The organism is Herbaspirillum rhizosphaerae, assembly GCF_001189965.1.
GTDB classification, from domain to species: Bacteria; Pseudomonadota; Gammaproteobacteria; order Burkholderiales; family Burkholderiaceae_D; genus Herbaspirillum; species Herbaspirillum rhizosphaerae.
Window position 1 is genome coordinate 58114 of record NZ_LFLU01000018.1, and the last position, 15862, is coordinate 73975.

Here is a 15862-nt window from a genome sequence, read left to right on the forward strand (position 1 = left end):
TATAATGCAGATCTGCATGGGGCCGACTTGGTTTCGACGTGGGTTGCAAAGCAGCGCAGGGCATACCGAGGCCTGACTACCTCGTAAATACAATCAGACAAGATATAACTGCAAACGATAACTCGTACGCACAAGCGGCTTAATACCCGCTTGCTCTACACTACTTCTTCCTTGGGGTAGGCTGGTAAAACAGCAGTAGAGTCATTTACAAGGAATCGCTTTGAATCGGGTCACTTGATTCAAGGCTAAATCTAAGGTGACTCGCCTTAACGAAGCGTGCGCGTCCGCGTCGTTCGGGTTAAATCAAATGGCAGCGCTAAGTATGTAGAACTGTCTGTAGAGTGCTTGCGGACGCGGGTTCGATTCCCGCCGGCTCCACCACCAATACAAAAGGTCACCCCCGGGTGGCCTTTTTTATTGGTGATGATCCAGACCGAACCGAACCGAACCGAACCGAATCCGCGTCCGGTACGGACGCGGGGCAAGCCCGGGGTTGCGCGAAGCATCACTTCGTGCCGGACGAGCCAGTTGGGCTTTCAAGCCCAACTGTGGGAGATTCCTACAACTCAACCACCAATACGAAGGTCAACGTTGGGTGGAATGCCGTTCAGTTAAGCCCGAAACGTCCTGCCAAAACCTGTGACACCGTCGTCCTGACGAAAGTCAGGACCCAGCGTCGTATCGGCGGGTGTCACAACACCGAGCTCCAACGTTCGCCGGGGCCAGATGAATGATGAAAGATAACAACAGGCGCAACTCCACCATACACCCTCCTCACCAAGACCTGTTTTGCCCAAAAACGCACTCTCCGTTCGGCTTGAATTGGCCGATGCGGATCAAAAAACCTCTATCGCTCCCTGATTTCACACGTCTAAACAAAACAAAAATTCAATAGTTTTTATTCGAAATTAATATCGAATAGTTTAATTTATAATGAGTTATTACCCACATTAATGTTGCATAAATTTCAATTTATGATGCTGGGGGCTGTCAGGTGTCAAATCAATCCGAGAATAAATCACCTATGAAAATTCGCACACGGACATTCAGCGCTTTGTGGGCATTAGGCAGCGTCATCGGCGGTATCTTGTTTCAGGTTTCTTCAGCGCATGCTCAGGATGTACAGACGGCATCCATCGGATTTCTCACGCCGCTGACCGGGATTTACGGTCCCTACGGAACGAACGGCGCCAATGCAGCCCAGCTCGCCATTGATGACGCAAACAAACGCAAGATCACAATCAATGGGAAACTGGTTGTCTTCAAACTGAACGTGCAGGATGACCGGTCCAATGCCAACAATGCTGTCCAGGTCGCGAATTATTTTGTAAAAACGGGGGTTGTCGCTGTCATCAGCCGGGGCAATACGCGCAACGCCATGAGCGTTTCCAAAATCTATAGCGACGCCGGCATCGCGCAAATCACACCCACTGCGAGCGGACGGCCGTTTACCCAGCAAGGATTTCAGACCACCTTCCGCATTATCGGCCACAGCGATCAGGGCGGCCGCTACCTTGGCGAGTACATCCGCACGACCTATCCCAACAAAAGCATCGCTGTCATCGATAACCGTACCGAAGCCGGCCGGACTTTCGCCGACAATTTCAGCCTGGCGATCACCCAAAACGGCGGCACCATCATGAGTCGCGACTTCGTCGATGACACGACTTCCGATTTCAACACAGCCTTGGTGCGTGCGAGAAAAGCGGATATCGTTTTCTTCGGCGGCCTGTATTCACAAGAAGCGCCCTTGTTGAACGCCATGCGGCGTTTGGGCATGACCGCCATGCTGGTCAGCGGCGCCAACGGCATGACCAGCTCCAATTTTTTGTCTCCGGATGTCGCAGATAAGGCTGATGGCACGATCGCTCTGGAGACCACCCTGCCTTTCAATGAAGTCGAAGGCTGGAAAGCGATAAAAAAAGCCAATGTAGAGAAGTTCGACAGCGCGGCCGAGTTGTACGAGCCGCTAGCCTATGACGCCATACAAGCCATCGTTGCGGCAGTCGTGCGGGCACAGTCTCTCGATCCTCCAAAAATCACTGCGGCGCTCCATCGCATCAAACACAAGGGATTGACCGGGATGATCTCGTTCGATGCTGAAGGCAATCTGGAAGAGCCCATTTATTCCATTTATCAGGTAAAAGAAAAAAAATGGGTGCTGGTTAAAATCGTCAGGGCAAAACAAGGCCGGTAGCAAGTTCGTCCGGATGTGCACACTGCGTCCACATGAATCCTCAACACCTCCTCAGGCGCCAGCCAACCACGGCAGCATCTGAAATGGTGCCTGCCCGCCGGGCGATCATGCGCTCAACGGACTGTGTCGGTCTTTAAGGCAATCCATTTCTGGTCTTGTACTTTGTAAATGGTAAACGACGGCGTGCGCGGATTGCCGGTGGCATCAAAAGAGACTGCTCCCGTTACCCCTTTGTAGTTGATCTGATGCAGCGTCTCGGCAATTTTTTTCGGATCCACGGAATTGGATTGCCGTACGGCAGCCATGAAAACAGCCGCAGCGTCGTAGGCATAAGGTGTCAGGCCGTAGATGTTGAAGTCGAAATGACGAGTGAAATCAGCTTCGAATTTTTTCCATCCAGGCATGCTGGTCAACGATGCTCCGGCTTCCTGTGCGATCACACCATTCGCGGCGGCGCCTGTCGACATTAAGAAAGACGAACCGACGATGCCCACCATGGACGTGACCAGGTAAGGTTTTATTCCCAGGCGTTGCATATCCTGGGCCAGCGTACCGGTCTGCGACGAATAACCGCCAAAGAAAATCGCATCGGCGTTTTTTGTACTGAGATTTTTGAGAATACTGCTGAAGTCCAGCAAAGTCGGATCAATCGATTCTCGACTGACAACCGCCGCGCCGTAGCTCCTTGCGACCTTGCTGCAAAGCGTACTGATGGAAGTGCCGAAGGTGCTGCCGTTATCAATCACGGCAATCCGATGTACGTTCAGATTCCTGATCAGGTATTTCCCCAAAAAATCGCAAGCGTTATCGTCAATGCCGATCATTCGAAACGTACTTGACGACCCCGCTTCCGTATATTGCTTTACGGTCGCTGTCGCGGAAATTTGTGGAATACCCGCTTTGGCATAAATCGGCGAACCGGCAATACTCGTGCTGCTGTTGGTGCCGGCAATGACGCCGACAACACCGGCCTTGACGAACTCAGCAGCGATGTCTGCGGCCCCTTCGGTACTGCCGCGATCATCTTTGCGCAACAATCGAAAGTAGATACGTTTTCCGTTCATTTTGAACGGCGAACGGTTGTTGTCGGCAATGGCCAGTTCTGCCGCGTTGGCAAGGCTCTTGCCAAACGACTCGGAAACGCCGCTCAAGGCGCCGGAAAACCCTATCGTCAGTGTCAGGCTGCCGTCCTCTTCCGCGAAACACGCCTGCGCCTGCGCCAACAAAGAAATCGATAGCAGCAATTTACCGATCCGACTCAAAAACCATCCTTGGCTCTTACATAAGCTCTTCATGTCCGATTTCCGTTTTGATCAAGCGCCGAAGCGCAACGCACACAGGCGGCGCCGTTGCCATCAAAGCGCCAATTATTTGTATTGTTGCACAGTAAGCTGCCACAGCCGCGTGCCTTGCTTATGTTGAAGAGGTAACGCGGCTGGGCTCACGCATCCTGCGTTGCCGGCTTGAGCGTGTCAAGGTTGTTTTCAGGGGGATTGCAGATTGGTGCTCCCCTTGGGGCTGCGCCGGGAGGGACACTAAGCCGCTTGAGAAGCGTGTTGTGTTGCGTGTTGTATTAGTGCGGCTTGTGAATTGATTGCGGATTGCTCGGGTGTTTGATTCCCGGCACCGAGCGCATGCATCCTCCGTGAAAATTACGCGTTCTTTTCCAGAAAAGTCGAGGCCCGAATGATTGCCTGCCAAGACCGCACGTCACATCCGCAAACGATGCGAGCGGCACCTGGCTGTCGAAAGGGATGGGAGAGCAGGTCCCCATCTTCATTCAGGACGATCTGCCCAGGGTACAGACGGCAGTTGTGGAGTCGTACACCATGCCCTTCGCATCTTTGTCCCGGGCCGGCAATTGATAGTTCAACCGACATTGATCCTGGTCTTTGCTTCCCCATTTAATGGTCAGCTTACCCGTATCCGCCTCTGCCGTACGCACAAAGATGCTTCCGCCTTGTCCGGACATCCCCACCGAATTGCCCTGCTCATCGAAGGCTTCCGCACCGAACGGCAGCGGATCGCCGTTTGACAGCTTCACATTGATCAATACGGATCGGCCGCTCACTGTCGGGTACTTCAGCATCACGACTGCACCCGCATGCGGCGCCACCCGCTGGCTGGTCACTGCCAGCTCGACATCCGTGGAAGTCCCCTTCGGGTCGATCGCAATTTCGTTGATTCTGTAGGCCGTCAGGTAAGGAACAATGGCATAGCCGCGACCGTCGACGCGAACACCCGCTGTATTAACCTGGGCGCCTTCCGCATTTTTCGCTTCGACAATGCCGATTGTTTCACCCAATGTCTGCGACAACGTAATACCCCCGGCATGCACCACCAACCCGCCGGAGACTTGAACCGATTGTGCAGAACCGGTACTGCCCGCGCTGACATTCGCTCCGAGATTGGCATAAGGGGCGCTGTATTGAACATTGGCGGAAGCAGTCTTCGATCCGCTGCCGTCCTTCGACCCTGTTGCGCCATATGACAACGCGTTGTCGTCCCCTGCAGTGCCTGTCACAGAAGTTTGCAAGGTCGTTCCACTGCGACTGTCGCGCGAAGCACTGGTAGTGATGCGCGGCGAGTGAATTTCCTGCCCAAGCGGGAAGGACAAGCTTGCGTATAAAAGCGTACCGGCTGTCCCGCTTGCCAAGTCCTTCTGGCGTTGTACCGAAACGTTATAACTCATCTGTCTCCAGGTGTTACTGTAACCGGCGTTGTATTGCGTGTTCGAACCGGGACGGTTCCAGTAATTCTGGGTCGCGCCGGACAGATAGAGCGAACCGTTTCCGCTGCCGAGACTTTGATTGATGATCAGCTGCAGCTGGCTACGCTGGCGATCTTGCGCACTCAGATTGACACCTTGAGATTGCAAGGACTTCGCCAACTGCAAATCGGCCAGTCGCATATATCCGCTACTGGAGTAACGATACGCCGCCAGCGAGAAATTGGTGTTGGTTTCTTTCAAGAACTTGCTATAGTCGGCACGAAAGCTCTGACCGTCACGCACATCGCGATCCGATACTTTGGCATGCGACTGCGTGAGGCTGAATGACACCGCGCCTATCGGCGTACTGAATGCGGATCCGCCGATGGCCGCCAGGTAGTCCGCCGCAATGATGCCTCCGCCGAACAAGGTGATATCGTTGGTAATGCCGCGCTGGTAAGTGCTTTCCATGAAGCTGATGGACGGGCCTAATCCCACATTGCGCGTCTGACCGGCCGTGATGGCGTAACGGCTGACACCGGGGCGCAACAACTGGACGATAGAAGCGTAGGGAACGATGAAGCTGCTCTGGCTGCCATCGGCTTCCGTCACCTCTACCCGCAAATCACCGCCGTACCCGGTTGGGTAAAGATCGTTGATTTCAAACTGACCAGGCGCCACCGTCGTTTCGTAAATCAAATTGCCGTTCTGGGTAATGCGAATGCGCGCATTAGTCCTCGCAACGCCGCGCACGATCGGCGCATAGCCATTTTGCGAATCGGGCAGCATGCGATCGTCCGAAGCGAGGCGAACGCCGCGAAATCCGACGCTGTCGAACAACTCTCCCGACGTAAAGGAATCGCCAATGATCAATTGGCTTTTCAGAGGTACGATGTCGCGTTGAAGATAGGTAGCAATGTTCTGATACCTGGTCGGCGATCCGGACTGTTTTGTGAAAGAACCCGAATTGCGCAAGTGCCAGTCGCCCAGATTGATGCCGCCATTGAGTCCAAGATAGTAGGACGTGTTCGTCGTCGAACCGCTGCTGCTGCGGTAGGCATTGAAGTTGTATCCCAATATACCGGCGTTGATCCCCTTGTCCCAGAACTCAGGGCTGATATATCCACGGGCGCTACGACGCAAAGAGATTTGCGGAACGCTGAAATCGAGACGCAAATCGGCACTATCGTAGGTAGCCGTTGCATCAGGGATGAGATCTTGAATCTGTAAACAGTTGCCGGCGGTCTTGCCGCTTTGGAGAGAGGCAAGCGCCTCCGGCGTCATCTTTTCAAAGTCCACGCCGGCCATGTCCAGCAGTGCGCGGTCCATACAGGGAGACGCTCCCGTCGCGGCATCCTTGCCGGTGCTGCGGAAGAGCACCTCCACTCTGCCCAACCAGGTGCCGTTGACGTAAATATCCGACGGATAGCTTCCCGGTATCACGACGTTTCCCTTGGAAAAGCGCGAAACGTCTACCGGCGCCCCACCTCTGAATTGAAGAAACTCATTGCCGAACTCCACCTGCGCCAGGTTCATCGACGGCTTTTCCGCATAAACAGCCGCGCTTTCCAGAACTGCCAACGCCATCAGGACCAAGGTGCAAACTGGCTTAAGCTGAAATTTTTTCTGAACATATCCCATGCGTCGCTGCCAATCGTTAGATTCAAATCTTGAAAATAGATTGGCGCGCTTTCCTTCGCCAACACAAGGACGCTATTGTCGCGACGATTATTTTTACGAGATATAGGAAAATTCCCAAAAATGTGTTTTTGAATGCAACGCTTCTTTTTTCGCCCTTGCGAACATGCAAGAGCAATGCGCCCCTTCGAAATTGCACGACATGTCACGCCAGGCCGAAACAGGTTTTGATATGTCGACGAGTACATTTTGTCCGGCTTGGTTGCCTAAAACACCTGTCGTCTACTCCATTTATTAGGAATTCATATTTGAGAGTTTTCCTATGTTGTTTGTCTCCGTGAGTCCCTACCATGCTCTCCAACGGTTGAGATTTGAAGACATTCCTTCGGTCGCAACGAGACTTCAAAAGTGATACGAATAATCAAAATTCGGTCGTCACACCCGAAGGTCGCGGGTTCAAACGATTTCAGCGTCGGCAGAAATCACTGCAACATGGCTATCAATTCCTGGAGTTATCTTATGAAAAAAACAGTCTTGGCCGTCCTCCTGGCCACTGCTTCTCTGGCACCGCTGTGGGCTTTCGCCTCCGACGGCACCATCATCATCAACGGTTCCGTGTTTGCACCGACGTGCATCATCAATGGCGGCGCCCCGAACTTCACCAGGACCCTGCCGACACTGTCGAGCTCGACCCTGAGCACCGTCGGCAGTACCAACGGCGACACCAGCGTTTCGATCAACCTGACAGGTTGCAATCCGGCCAGCGGCGGTGCACGCGTTTTCTTTGAATCAGGTGCAGGCGTCAATGCGACCAGCGGCCGCTTGATCAACACCGGCACGGCAACCAACGTGGATGTTCAACTGGCGATGCCGGACGATACCCCGATCATCGTAGGTGCGGCTTCCGGTGCGCAGAACACCGGCACCTACACGTCTATCGTCAGCGGCGCAGCGAGTCTGAACTACAAGGCACGCTACTACTCCACAGCGACAACACACGCGGCCGGTACCGTTGCCGCCAGCGTGACCTACGCGATCGAGTACGAGTAATCAACGAAGCCGGGCCAAACACAGTCTGGCCACAATCTGGACTGTTGCACGACAGGCCGCCGCGATGATGCACGCTGGTGGATTCCATCAAAGTGACATGATCGCCACAACAGGAATTCTCGATTGCAACAGTACGATTCTGCTTGTTAAACACTTGTCCTAAACGAAATCAATGAAGCCGCCGTTGCGACTGCATTGATGTACAACGACATCAAAAAAGGTGGGGTATGAACCATAAACTTAAAATTATCTTGACGCTGTGCGCCTTATGTATTGGCGCCACTGGCCAGGCCGACGCCAGCGTCGTCATTAACAACACGCGCGTCGTCTTCCCGTCCAATGAGCGCGAAGTGTCGATCCGGATGACCAATGAAGGCCTCAGTCCGGGGCTGGTGCAAATGTGGCTGGACAAGGGCGACGTCAAATCCGTACCGAATGAAATCCAAGTCCCCTTCCTGCTCACGCCGCCGCTGTTTCGCATCGATCCGGCCAAGGGCCAGACGGTGCGCATGATCCTTAATCCGACCGAAAAACTGCCGCAAGACAAGGAAAGCCTGTTCTGGCTGAACATGCTCGAAGTCCCGCCCCGGCCGCAGAACATCGACACCAACGACACCAGCTACATGCAAATGGCATTCCGCACGCGCATCAAGGTGTTCTATCGTCCGCAGGCGCTGAACACGCAAGAACAATTGCTGACTGCGCCGGGCAGGCTCACCTGGAAGCTGGTGCGCAATGGCGACGCCTATGCACTCGAAGCGAGGAACCCCACGCCCTACTATCTCAATCTGACCAAAGCCGGTCTGGGGGTCCCCAAGGCAGAGAAGCCCGAAGCGATGAATGAAGAAGGCGGCATGCTCCCCCCGGGCGGCGAAGCTCGCTTTGAGCTGAAGGACCTGCACAAGGCCCCGGCCGCCGGCGTGAAAGTACGCTTTACCTATCTGAACGACTACGGTGGCGGCGTTGATGTGGAAAGTGACTTTACGCAGTGATGCGCCACCGGGCTAACAGGGATAATGCGATGAAAAAATATATTTCGAATGCATGGGCGATGCTGCGTGCTTTCAGCGGCGACAGGGAAAATTCTGCTCATCATTCAGATGCGAAGTCAGCATCTGAAACGGCCCCGATCCGGGAGAGAAAGTGGTGCCGGCGCAATTCCCGCAGGGTCTTGGTCATCGGCAGTTTGTCTGTCGCGGCCTTCGCGATGCCAGGCGTGAGTAATGCGGAGTGCCACTGGACTCTTAGTGACCAGGTCACTCCAACAGCACCTGCAATATGGCGCTACAACTTCACCTTGCCCGCTACGGTGACGATACCCCGGGATGCCACTTCGGGGACCATCCTGGCTCGCAGTACACTACTGCCTACCCAAACGACCAAACTCATTATGTGTGACACGACCACGCCTAATGCCATCGTCACGCCAAGTCGAGCTTTAGTTGCGGGAAGCACCACTAGCATGCAGACGGGGGTTCCAGGAATATCGCTCGTAGTAATGCGGAATATCGAGAATACACTTCTACCTTGGGTCTATAACGACCAGCTCACCAGCAACGGTTTACGTGCTTTTACTCAAAATCCAGTTTCGTATGAACTCCGTTTAGTCAAAGACGCGTCTGTTCTTTCTACCACCGCAAGCGTACAAATTGCTTCCGGACTCTTGTCTGTCGCGAACCTAGATCTGGGCGCTAATTTTTTCGCTATCAGTTTGGCCAATAACGTCACCATCGTCCCTCAGACCTGCAAGGTGAACACGCCTAATATCAGCGCGAATCTGACGCCCGCCACAGGCATTTCGAGTAAAACGTTCACCGGTCCCGGATCGGTTTCTCCCTGGGGGCAGGACTTCACGATCTCCGTTGATTGTTCCGGCGTTGCGTCCAAGGTGTTCATGGTGCTCACTGACCAGCAAAATCCAGGCAACACTTCCAACCGGCTTCCCTTGACCTCCACATCCACGGCAAAAGGACTGGCGATTGAGGTCTGGCGCAAAAGCGGTTCGCAGATGAGTTTTGGCCCCGATTCTTCAGCCTCGGGGACAATCAATCAGTTTTCCGTGTTTAACAGCGACGGCAGTGCGAGCGGCCCGGTTGGGATCACCTTTTCTACACGCTATGTCCAAACCGGCACCGTGACGCCGGGCACGGCCAATGGATTGGCGACCTTTACCATGTCGTATCAATGAAGTCATGTTTGAGAAAATCGCAGCGCCGGGAACATTACAACAGCGAGGAATGAATACCAACGGCGCTTGAAAATACCCTGGCAGATGCACGATAAAAAGAGGAGGGACATCCGTCCTCTTTTTTATTTCACCGTTTTATGTAGTGCAAAGCGATCGCGAGTGCGCGCCATTGTTCACGGATCCCCGCTGCGTGAGATCCTGGCTGATACCCGTCATAGCCAAATCATCCTGTGATGCTGTGTTGACATCCGGAGCGAAGAAATAACGATACCGGGGAATCAAAGCCTCCGGCAACGCGTGGATTCAGCCTCATCTCCGCAAGAAAACTGACATGTCGCTCTTCGACTTAAACAAGTCGTTTTTCCTGTCCGTCTCCAGGTCGATTCGTTTCGAGTTCCCGCCGCAGCCTCCCATTCACGCGCATCGCTTCCGCCGACGAAAAAAGCGTTTTACCAATTGATATTGGAATTTTTTTTGGCTTGTTGATGTTTCGAATCAAGAAATTCTTCTTTAAGAATTTTCCTATATTTTTCGCTCAGCCAGCTATCTACCATGCATCAAGCAGTTGAGATTTCAAGAACAACATCTCAACCGCGACAAGGCTTTCGAAGTGACGCGAATAACTAAAAGTTGATCGCGACCTGCCGAGGTCATGAGTTACAGCGGTTTCAGCATCATCAGAGGTCACCGCACATTACTTTATCAATTATTGGAGTTATCGTATGAAAAAAACAGTCCTGGCCTCCGTGCTGGCTCTTACTTCCCTGGCGCCGTTGGCAGCTTTCGCGTCCGACGGGACCATTAACTTCACCGGTTCGGTGACTGCAACGACCTGCACCGTCAGTGGCGGTTCCACCATCTCAAAGGCTCTGCCGCCAGTGTCGTCCACCACTTTGGGTGCAGCCGGCAACACCACTGGCGATACCGCCATACAAATCTCCCTGACTGGTTGTGCCGGGGGCTCTGCCACCGGTGTACGTGCTTTCTTTGAAAGCGGTACAGGCGTCAATGCGTCCACCGGACGTTTGATCAACACTGGTACGGCAACCAACGTGGATGTTCAACTGGCGATGCCGGACAATACTCCGATCGTCGCGGGTGCAGCTTCCGGTTCGCAAGGCACAGGTCCTTTCACAGCACTTAGTGGTGGCGCAGCGACATTGAACTACAAAGCACGCTACTACTCCACAGGTGCGACACACACCGCCGGCAACGTCATTGCCAGCGTGACCTACTCGATCGAGTATCAATAAGCAGCCGGTAGCGCAGGCAAAAAATCGGATAAGAAACGATGACACGAAAGACTTCGGCTGAGGATGCTGGTTATCTCATTGTCAGATCAGGACTGCCGCTATGGCTGCACCTCTGTGAAAAATCTTCCCTGCTTATTTTGCCTGCTTTGTGATGCCCGACTGAAGCCGCGACCAGCGGCTTCAGTCGCGTGTGAAGAAGCAAAAATGAAGATATGCATTGCACAGTGCAGTCGCCGAAGCGGGCCCGTTCTCCGGTATGTGCGGTTTCATATCGGTAGGCATGTAGTTAATCCAATTGCTGACCCTGCATCTGGACGCATATCTGGACGTGTACCCGGCGCAATTCATTTCATAAAGAGTATTCAACTATTGAGGATGCTATGACTAGTTCAATCAAAAAAACGCTTTTTCTGAGCACTGTTCTCGCTGTGGGGTCCATTCCGCTGACATCGATGGCCGCTGATGACGGCTTCTATCTTGGCGCAGGCCTTGGGTATGCCAAGGCAAAACCGGAAAGCACCTTTTACCGGGTCGGCGGTAACGAGAAATCGACAGACACCGGGTTCAAGTTGTTTGGCGGTTACCAGTTCAATCAGTATTTTGCTCTGGAAGGGCAATACATCGATTTCGGCAAATTTACCGGCGACACCACCCGATTCGCGCCGGGCAGCAATTTGCACCAGACAACTAAATTATCGGGCTTCACGCTGAATGCGGTCGGGATGTATCCCCTGACCAACCAGTTTTCGCTCATCGGCAAGGCCGGCGCGATTTTCTTTCAAAACGACTATACCGTTCGCCGCGACAATGGCAGCATCGCACCGGCAACCGCGCGGCCAGGTCAGCTGAATACCAGCAAGACGAACTCGACCAGGCTGATGCTGGGCGCCGGTGCCGAATACGCATTCACGCAGCAGCTGTCATTACGGGCGGAGTACGAATACTTCGGCAAATCTGCCATGTTGCTCGGCAATAATCGCTTTGAACCAGTCGAAACAAGCATGTTCTCGCTGGGCCTGCGCTACAAGTTCTGACGACGATCGATCTGTTGCTTCAGCCAGCCGGACATAAGTCGCCAGTGAGAAAGCAACAGGGACGGCACCTCATCGGATGAGGTAGCATGCCTTTACCAAAAAGGACAGTGCAAGATACTGTGCTGATGATGCAATCATGTAGAGCCAAAGGAGAATCGCTATGCCAACCTTGAGAATTGAACTGGCGCCAGGAAGAAGCGCAGAACAAAAAATTAAATATGTTGAAGAGGTAACGCGGCTGACCTCCGACATCCTGTGTTGCCCGATTGAGAGTATCGACGTTGTCTTTATCGAAATTGCAGGGACGAATTGGGCCAGGGCAGGACGCTTCCTGGTGCAGCCGTCATCGTGACCTCTATCTGATCTCGACCTGATCTGGCAGCGACCGGCAGTGAAGCCTGCTACTGTCAGATCCCCTCCTCCTGCTTTCCCGGCAGCCGACAACAACCCCTCCCCCGTCAAACAGAGTCTGTCCGATTGTGTGTGTGAATCACGGTCATGGAATCAACGACGTCATGCATGCCCCGATGGAATTGGGCCTGCATCGACTGTCTGCGTCTTGGTTTCTGACCATCTTGCACGCGCCCCTGTACCGCTTTGTCGGCAGCGTAAAACGATCAAAATTTAAGCGAATTTAATTTTTTATTGATTGGCTTAAGTTCGAGTTTTTTAAGGGTTTTCCTATAAAAACCCGGGTGATAGTACAGGTCTGCATGTCCGTAATAGCCTGCATTATGAAACGACAATCCCGACGACGATGCGATCTCTGCTTGCGCGCCAGGGCCGCCTTGCAGAACAACTATTGATAGTCGAAAGAAAGCATGATGTGCTTGCGCATCTCAAGACTATCGGCGCCACTCGCTTGCTGCATGGACGCCGTCAAGGGAATGGAAATATGTCGTTGCGCCGGAAACACATAGCGCATGCTGTCGCCGGAACGAATGGTCTTGCTGGTGCCGGTCAACACCATTTCGGCGTCGTTGCTGTTACCCAAAGCACGTGCCTCGATAATTGCAAGAGGTTCTTCGAACGAGATGTGGACCGCCTGGGCCGTATTGCAGCGCACCGCGAGATCTATGCTGCGCGACGGTGCTTGCAGGCGCACACTCTTCGCGTTTGCTTCGGACGATGTTCCCTGAACGGTGCATACCGGCTCGGTGATGGCGCCGAAGAAACGAAGTATCCCATCTGAAGCGAACGACGGCGCAGACGATCCGGCAAGCACAAAAAGAAAAGCGAACCTGGCAACATCCCGATTGGCGATAAACATAAACACCCCTGAAATATTTGATTGAATGATTTTTTTAGAGACAATGACTTGTCGGAAGCAGGCAAGATTTATATCCATGAATGAACGTCCTTTCGACGGGAATTCATTCCTACTTACATCGAAAAAAAATTCTATCACCAATTAATCTCAGGAAACTATTTGCGTTTTAGCAATTGCTGCACGCTCTCAAAAAGGAGCGAGGGAGCGATTGAAATCACTTCGTCATTGCCTCGATGGCGATGGGTACTAAAAGCCATCGCCGACAAAATCAACGCAACTACTCCAGCGCAAAACCGATCACTCGCTCTCCGCCAATAACCCGTTCATCGCATCCCGCATCATGATCGACGCCAGCGAGGCATGATCATTCTTCACCATATCAAGATCGTGCAAGCCATAGCCCGGCAACATCAGCTGCTTGATGTAAGCGCAATCGCTGTCGCAGGTATAACGCACCCGTCCCGCTTTCTTCTGCACCTCCAGCGTGTATTCGCCACGCACCTTGCCGCGATAGCGCACCGTCACGCGCGGCCTGGCGTCAAGTTCCGTCGCTTCGCTCAGGTCTTCGTAAACATATTCGCCACCGGACGTACCGACGTAATGCGGCTGCAGCGGCACTGCCGGCACGGACTGAGGCGCGGCAGAAACCAGGAACAGATGATTGCCATGGGTCGGCTCTGCAATCAGTTTCTGCACTTGCGCCAATGCCGCTTGCAGTTGTTCCGGCGTCACCGCCTGCGCCGGGCTGTCCGCCGTCGCACCGGCTACCGGTGCAGGCAAGGATTGCAAGGCGGTCGATGCCACGGATATTCCCGACAACTCTGCATCCAGCGCCAGCTGACGTTGCCGATACCAATCGATCAGACAGGCGCGCGTCTGGCAGTTCTGTTCACGCCAGCGCCAGAAACCGTCCGAACGCGCGGCAAACTCCCGGCGGTCGGCGGCTTTCGCCCTGGCCTGCTTGTAGGTCTTGCCCAACTGATCGTCGAGACGGGAAAGCTCGGCATCGCCGCAAATGATTTTCTCCGTTGGCGAGCCGGCCTTGCTGCAGTTGAAGCTGGCGCCGAAAGCGGAAGCGACGACGCCGCTCGTCAACAACGTCGCCAGCAGCAAGCGCCGCTTCCAATCTGACATGTTGAAAGTCATGCGATGACGGCTGGCGACCGATGAAAGCGGCGCGATGGACGATGCTGGGTGGCGTGATGTCTGGCTCATGATCTCGTGTGCGTGTCGGAGATGGTGGAAGCCGAAGGATGGCATCGACGCATGGACAGCAAAATCGAAATGAAGCGGGCTTTCTCTCTAAAATCTTTACAAATACCGGGTAACATTTACGTCCGTTACAAGTCGTTTCAACTTGCTGCCATTCCTTTACGGACTTGCCACCCCGACGTAACGCAGATCGCTCGATATCAACCATGCCGGACCCGGACATGCCTTCAGAAAAACTAAGCGCCACACGAGAACTGCCCTTCAAGCCACCGTTCGACTGGGCGCGCCTGTTGCGCTTTTTTGGCGGACGCTCCACCGCCGGCGTGGAAGCGGTGGAGAACGGCGTCTACCTGCGCACCATCGAGTGGCAGGGCGATGCCGGTACGCTGGCGATCTCGCGACATCCGCAAGACAACGCGCTGATCGCCGTGCTGGAAGGCAAGGTCAGCCGCCACGCGGATGAACTGGCGGCGCCGCTCAGCCGCATGTTCGGCCTGGATGCCGATCCGAAGCCGATTCGCCGCCACCTTGCTGCGGATCCATGGCTGGCGCCGCTGCTGAAGGCAGCGCCCGGCCTGCGCCTGCCCGGTTCCTGGTCGGCGTTTGAGCTGATCGTGCGCACCATCGTCGGCCAGCAGGTCAGCGTCAAAGCGGCCACCACCATCGTCGGACGACTGGTGGAACGCGCCGGCGAACGCATCGAACATCACGCGCATGCAGCGACCGCATGGCGCTTTCCCACACCGGATGCCCTGGCGACGGTGGATCTCACCGCCATCGGCATGCCGGGCAAACGCGTCGCCGCGTTGCAAGGTTTTGCGCGTGCAGTAGCCGTCGGCGATGTACCGGTAGATGCGCCCGGCGTCGATCTCGCCGAGCGGCGCAAGAGCTTGCTTGACTTGCCTGGCATCGGCCCCTGGACCGTCGAATACGTCGCCATGCGCGCGTGGCGCGATGCCGATGCGTGGCCGGCGTCTGACCTGGTGCTCATGCAGGCCATCGCCGGCCGCGATCCGGCGTTGCTCAAACTCGCCCATCAACGCGCCCGCGCCGAAGCATGGCGGCCATGGCGTGCTTACGTGGCGATGCATTTATGGAATGAAATCGCCGACCGGCAAGGACAACAGCGCGGCGGTTGACGTGATGACAACAAATGCGCCATTTCGCCGGATCTGCGCGTCACGATATCCCCCGCTCTTCGCGATCAAAGCGAAACGGATTGTGTAACCGTCTGCAACCGATGCGCTATTTGTCGCGCCCGACGCCGCCAACAGAATATAATGGCGCACATCTTTTGCACTACACCTTAG

General features: G+C 54.4%; 12 protein-coding genes and 1 other RNA gene. 9 read left to right on the forward strand and 4 right to left on the reverse strand.

Annotated elements, in window-relative coordinates; genetic code table 11:
• The first annotated feature begins 18 nt into the window (after positions 1 to 18).
• Positions 19 to 381, forward strand: a transfer-messenger RNA (tmRNA) gene (ssrA, locus tag AKL25_RS23900).
• Positions 382 to 1024: 643 nt separating this feature from the next.
• Positions 1025 to 2197: a branched-chain amino acid ABC transporter substrate-binding protein gene (locus AKL25_RS19960; RefSeq protein ID WP_083444804.1), complete on the forward strand. Its 1173-nt coding sequence runs from the start codon at positions 1025 to 1027 to the stop codon at positions 2195 to 2197.
• 113 nt (positions 2198 to 2310) lie between these two features.
• On the opposite strand, the gene AKL25_RS19965 is transcribed toward AKL25_RS19960, so the two are convergent.
• Positions 2311 to 3492 (reverse strand): branched-chain amino acid ABC transporter substrate-binding protein, encoded by a 1182-nt coding sequence (locus AKL25_RS19965; protein ID WP_050479465.1) that lies wholly within the window; start codon positions 3490 to 3492, stop codon positions 2311 to 2313.
• Between the two features lie 485 nt (positions 3493 to 3977).
• Positions 3978 to 6548 carry a fimbria/pilus outer membrane usher protein gene (locus AKL25_RS19970; RefSeq protein WP_050479466.1) on the reverse strand — a complete coding sequence of 857 codons (2571 nt, stop codon included), beginning with the start codon at positions 6546 to 6548 and terminating at the stop codon, positions 3978 to 3980.
• A 516-nt stretch (positions 6549 to 7064) separates the two neighbouring features.
• Here AKL25_RS19970 and AKL25_RS19975 point away from each other — a divergent pair.
• The 6 genes from AKL25_RS19975 (at position 7065) to AKL25_RS20000 (ending at position 12422) form a co-directional block, all read left to right on the forward strand.
• The gene (locus tag AKL25_RS19975) at positions 7065 to 7595 is read left to right on the forward strand and encodes a fimbrial protein (protein ID WP_050479467.1); all 531 of its coding nucleotides are present in this window, start codon (positions 7065 to 7067) and stop codon (positions 7593 to 7595) included.
• A 227-nt stretch (positions 7596 to 7822) separates the two neighbouring features.
• Positions 7823 to 8587, forward strand: a complete 765-nt coding sequence (locus AKL25_RS19980) for a fimbrial biogenesis chaperone (RefSeq protein ID WP_050479468.1) — start codon at positions 7823 to 7825, stop codon at positions 8585 to 8587.
• A gap of 29 nt (positions 8588 to 8616) precedes the next feature.
• A complete protein-coding gene (locus AKL25_RS19985) occupies positions 8617 to 9783 on the forward strand; it encodes a fimbrial protein (protein WP_167541920.1) in 1167 nt (388 codons plus the stop codon).
• 722 nt (positions 9784 to 10505) lie between these two features.
• Positions 10506 to 11036 carry a fimbrial protein gene (locus AKL25_RS23905; protein ID WP_083444805.1) on the forward strand — a complete coding sequence of 177 codons (531 nt, stop codon included), beginning with the start codon at positions 10506 to 10508 and terminating at the stop codon, positions 11034 to 11036.
• 380 nt (positions 11037 to 11416) lie between these two features.
• The gene (locus AKL25_RS19995) at positions 11417 to 12070 is read left to right on the forward strand and encodes an outer membrane beta-barrel protein (protein ID WP_083444806.1); all 654 of its coding nucleotides are present in this window, start codon (positions 11417 to 11419) and stop codon (positions 12068 to 12070) included.
• A 160-nt stretch (positions 12071 to 12230) separates the two neighbouring features.
• Positions 12231 to 12422 carry a 4-oxalocrotonate tautomerase gene (locus AKL25_RS20000; protein ID WP_050479472.1) on the forward strand — a complete coding sequence of 64 codons (192 nt, stop codon included), beginning with the start codon at positions 12231 to 12233 and terminating at the stop codon, positions 12420 to 12422.
• Between the two features lie 447 nt (positions 12423 to 12869).
• Here AKL25_RS20000 and AKL25_RS20005 read toward each other — a convergent pair whose 3' ends face one another.
• Complete coding sequence (locus AKL25_RS20005; protein WP_050479473.1) at positions 12870 to 13418, reverse strand: hypothetical protein; 549 nt, start codon at positions 13416 to 13418, stop codon at positions 12870 to 12872.
• A gap of 219 nt (positions 13419 to 13637) precedes the next feature.
• Positions 13638 to 14555 carry a lysozyme inhibitor LprI family protein gene (locus AKL25_RS20010; RefSeq protein WP_240475807.1) on the reverse strand — a complete coding sequence of 306 codons (918 nt, stop codon included), beginning with the start codon at positions 14553 to 14555 and terminating at the stop codon, positions 13638 to 13640.
• A gap of 218 nt (positions 14556 to 14773) precedes the next feature.
• Between AKL25_RS20010 and AKL25_RS20015 the strand changes: the two genes are divergently transcribed.
• The gene (locus tag AKL25_RS20015) at positions 14774 to 15691 is read left to right on the forward strand and encodes a DNA-3-methyladenine glycosylase family protein (RefSeq protein WP_050479508.1); all 918 of its coding nucleotides are present in this window, start codon (positions 14774 to 14776) and stop codon (positions 15689 to 15691) included.
• Positions 15692 to 15862: the final 171 nt, after the last annotated feature.

Bases quoted from the DNA above. Each gene is read 5' to 3' on its own strand.
- AKL25_RS19960 (WP_083444804.1), top strand. From the start codon at position 1,025: ATGAAAATTCGCACACGGACATTCAGCGCTTTGTGGGCATTAGGCAGC.
- AKL25_RS19965 (WP_050479465.1), bottom strand. From the start codon at position 3,492: ATGAAGAGCTTATGTAAGAGCCAAGGATGGTTTTTGAGTCGGATCGGT.
- AKL25_RS19970 (WP_050479466.1), bottom strand. From the start codon at position 6,548: ATGGGATATGTTCAGAAAAAATTTCAGCTTAAGCCAGTTTGCACCTTG.
- AKL25_RS19975 (WP_050479467.1), top strand. From the start codon at position 7,065: ATGAAAAAAACAGTCTTGGCCGTCCTCCTGGCCACTGCTTCTCTGGCA.
- AKL25_RS19980 (WP_050479468.1), top strand. From the start codon at position 7,823: ATGAACCATAAACTTAAAATTATCTTGACGCTGTGCGCCTTATGTATT.
- AKL25_RS19985 (WP_167541920.1), top strand. From the start codon at position 8,617: ATGAAAAAATATATTTCGAATGCATGGGCGATGCTGCGTGCTTTCAGC.
- AKL25_RS23905 (WP_083444805.1), top strand. From the start codon at position 10,506: ATGAAAAAAACAGTCCTGGCCTCCGTGCTGGCTCTTACTTCCCTGGCG.
- AKL25_RS19995 (WP_083444806.1), top strand. From the start codon at position 11,417: ATGACTAGTTCAATCAAAAAAACGCTTTTTCTGAGCACTGTTCTCGCT.
- AKL25_RS20000 (WP_050479472.1), top strand. From the start codon at position 12,231: ATGCCAACCTTGAGAATTGAACTGGCGCCAGGAAGAAGCGCAGAACAA.
- AKL25_RS20005 (WP_050479473.1), bottom strand. From the start codon at position 13,418: ATGGATATAAATCTTGCCTGCTTCCGACAAGTCATTGTCTCTAAAAAA.
- AKL25_RS20010 (WP_240475807.1), bottom strand. From the start codon at position 14,555: ATGAGCCAGACATCACGCCACCCAGCATCGTCCATCGCGCCGCTTTCA.
- AKL25_RS20015 (WP_050479508.1), top strand. From the start codon at position 14,774: ATGCCTTCAGAAAAACTAAGCGCCACACGAGAACTGCCCTTCAAGCCA.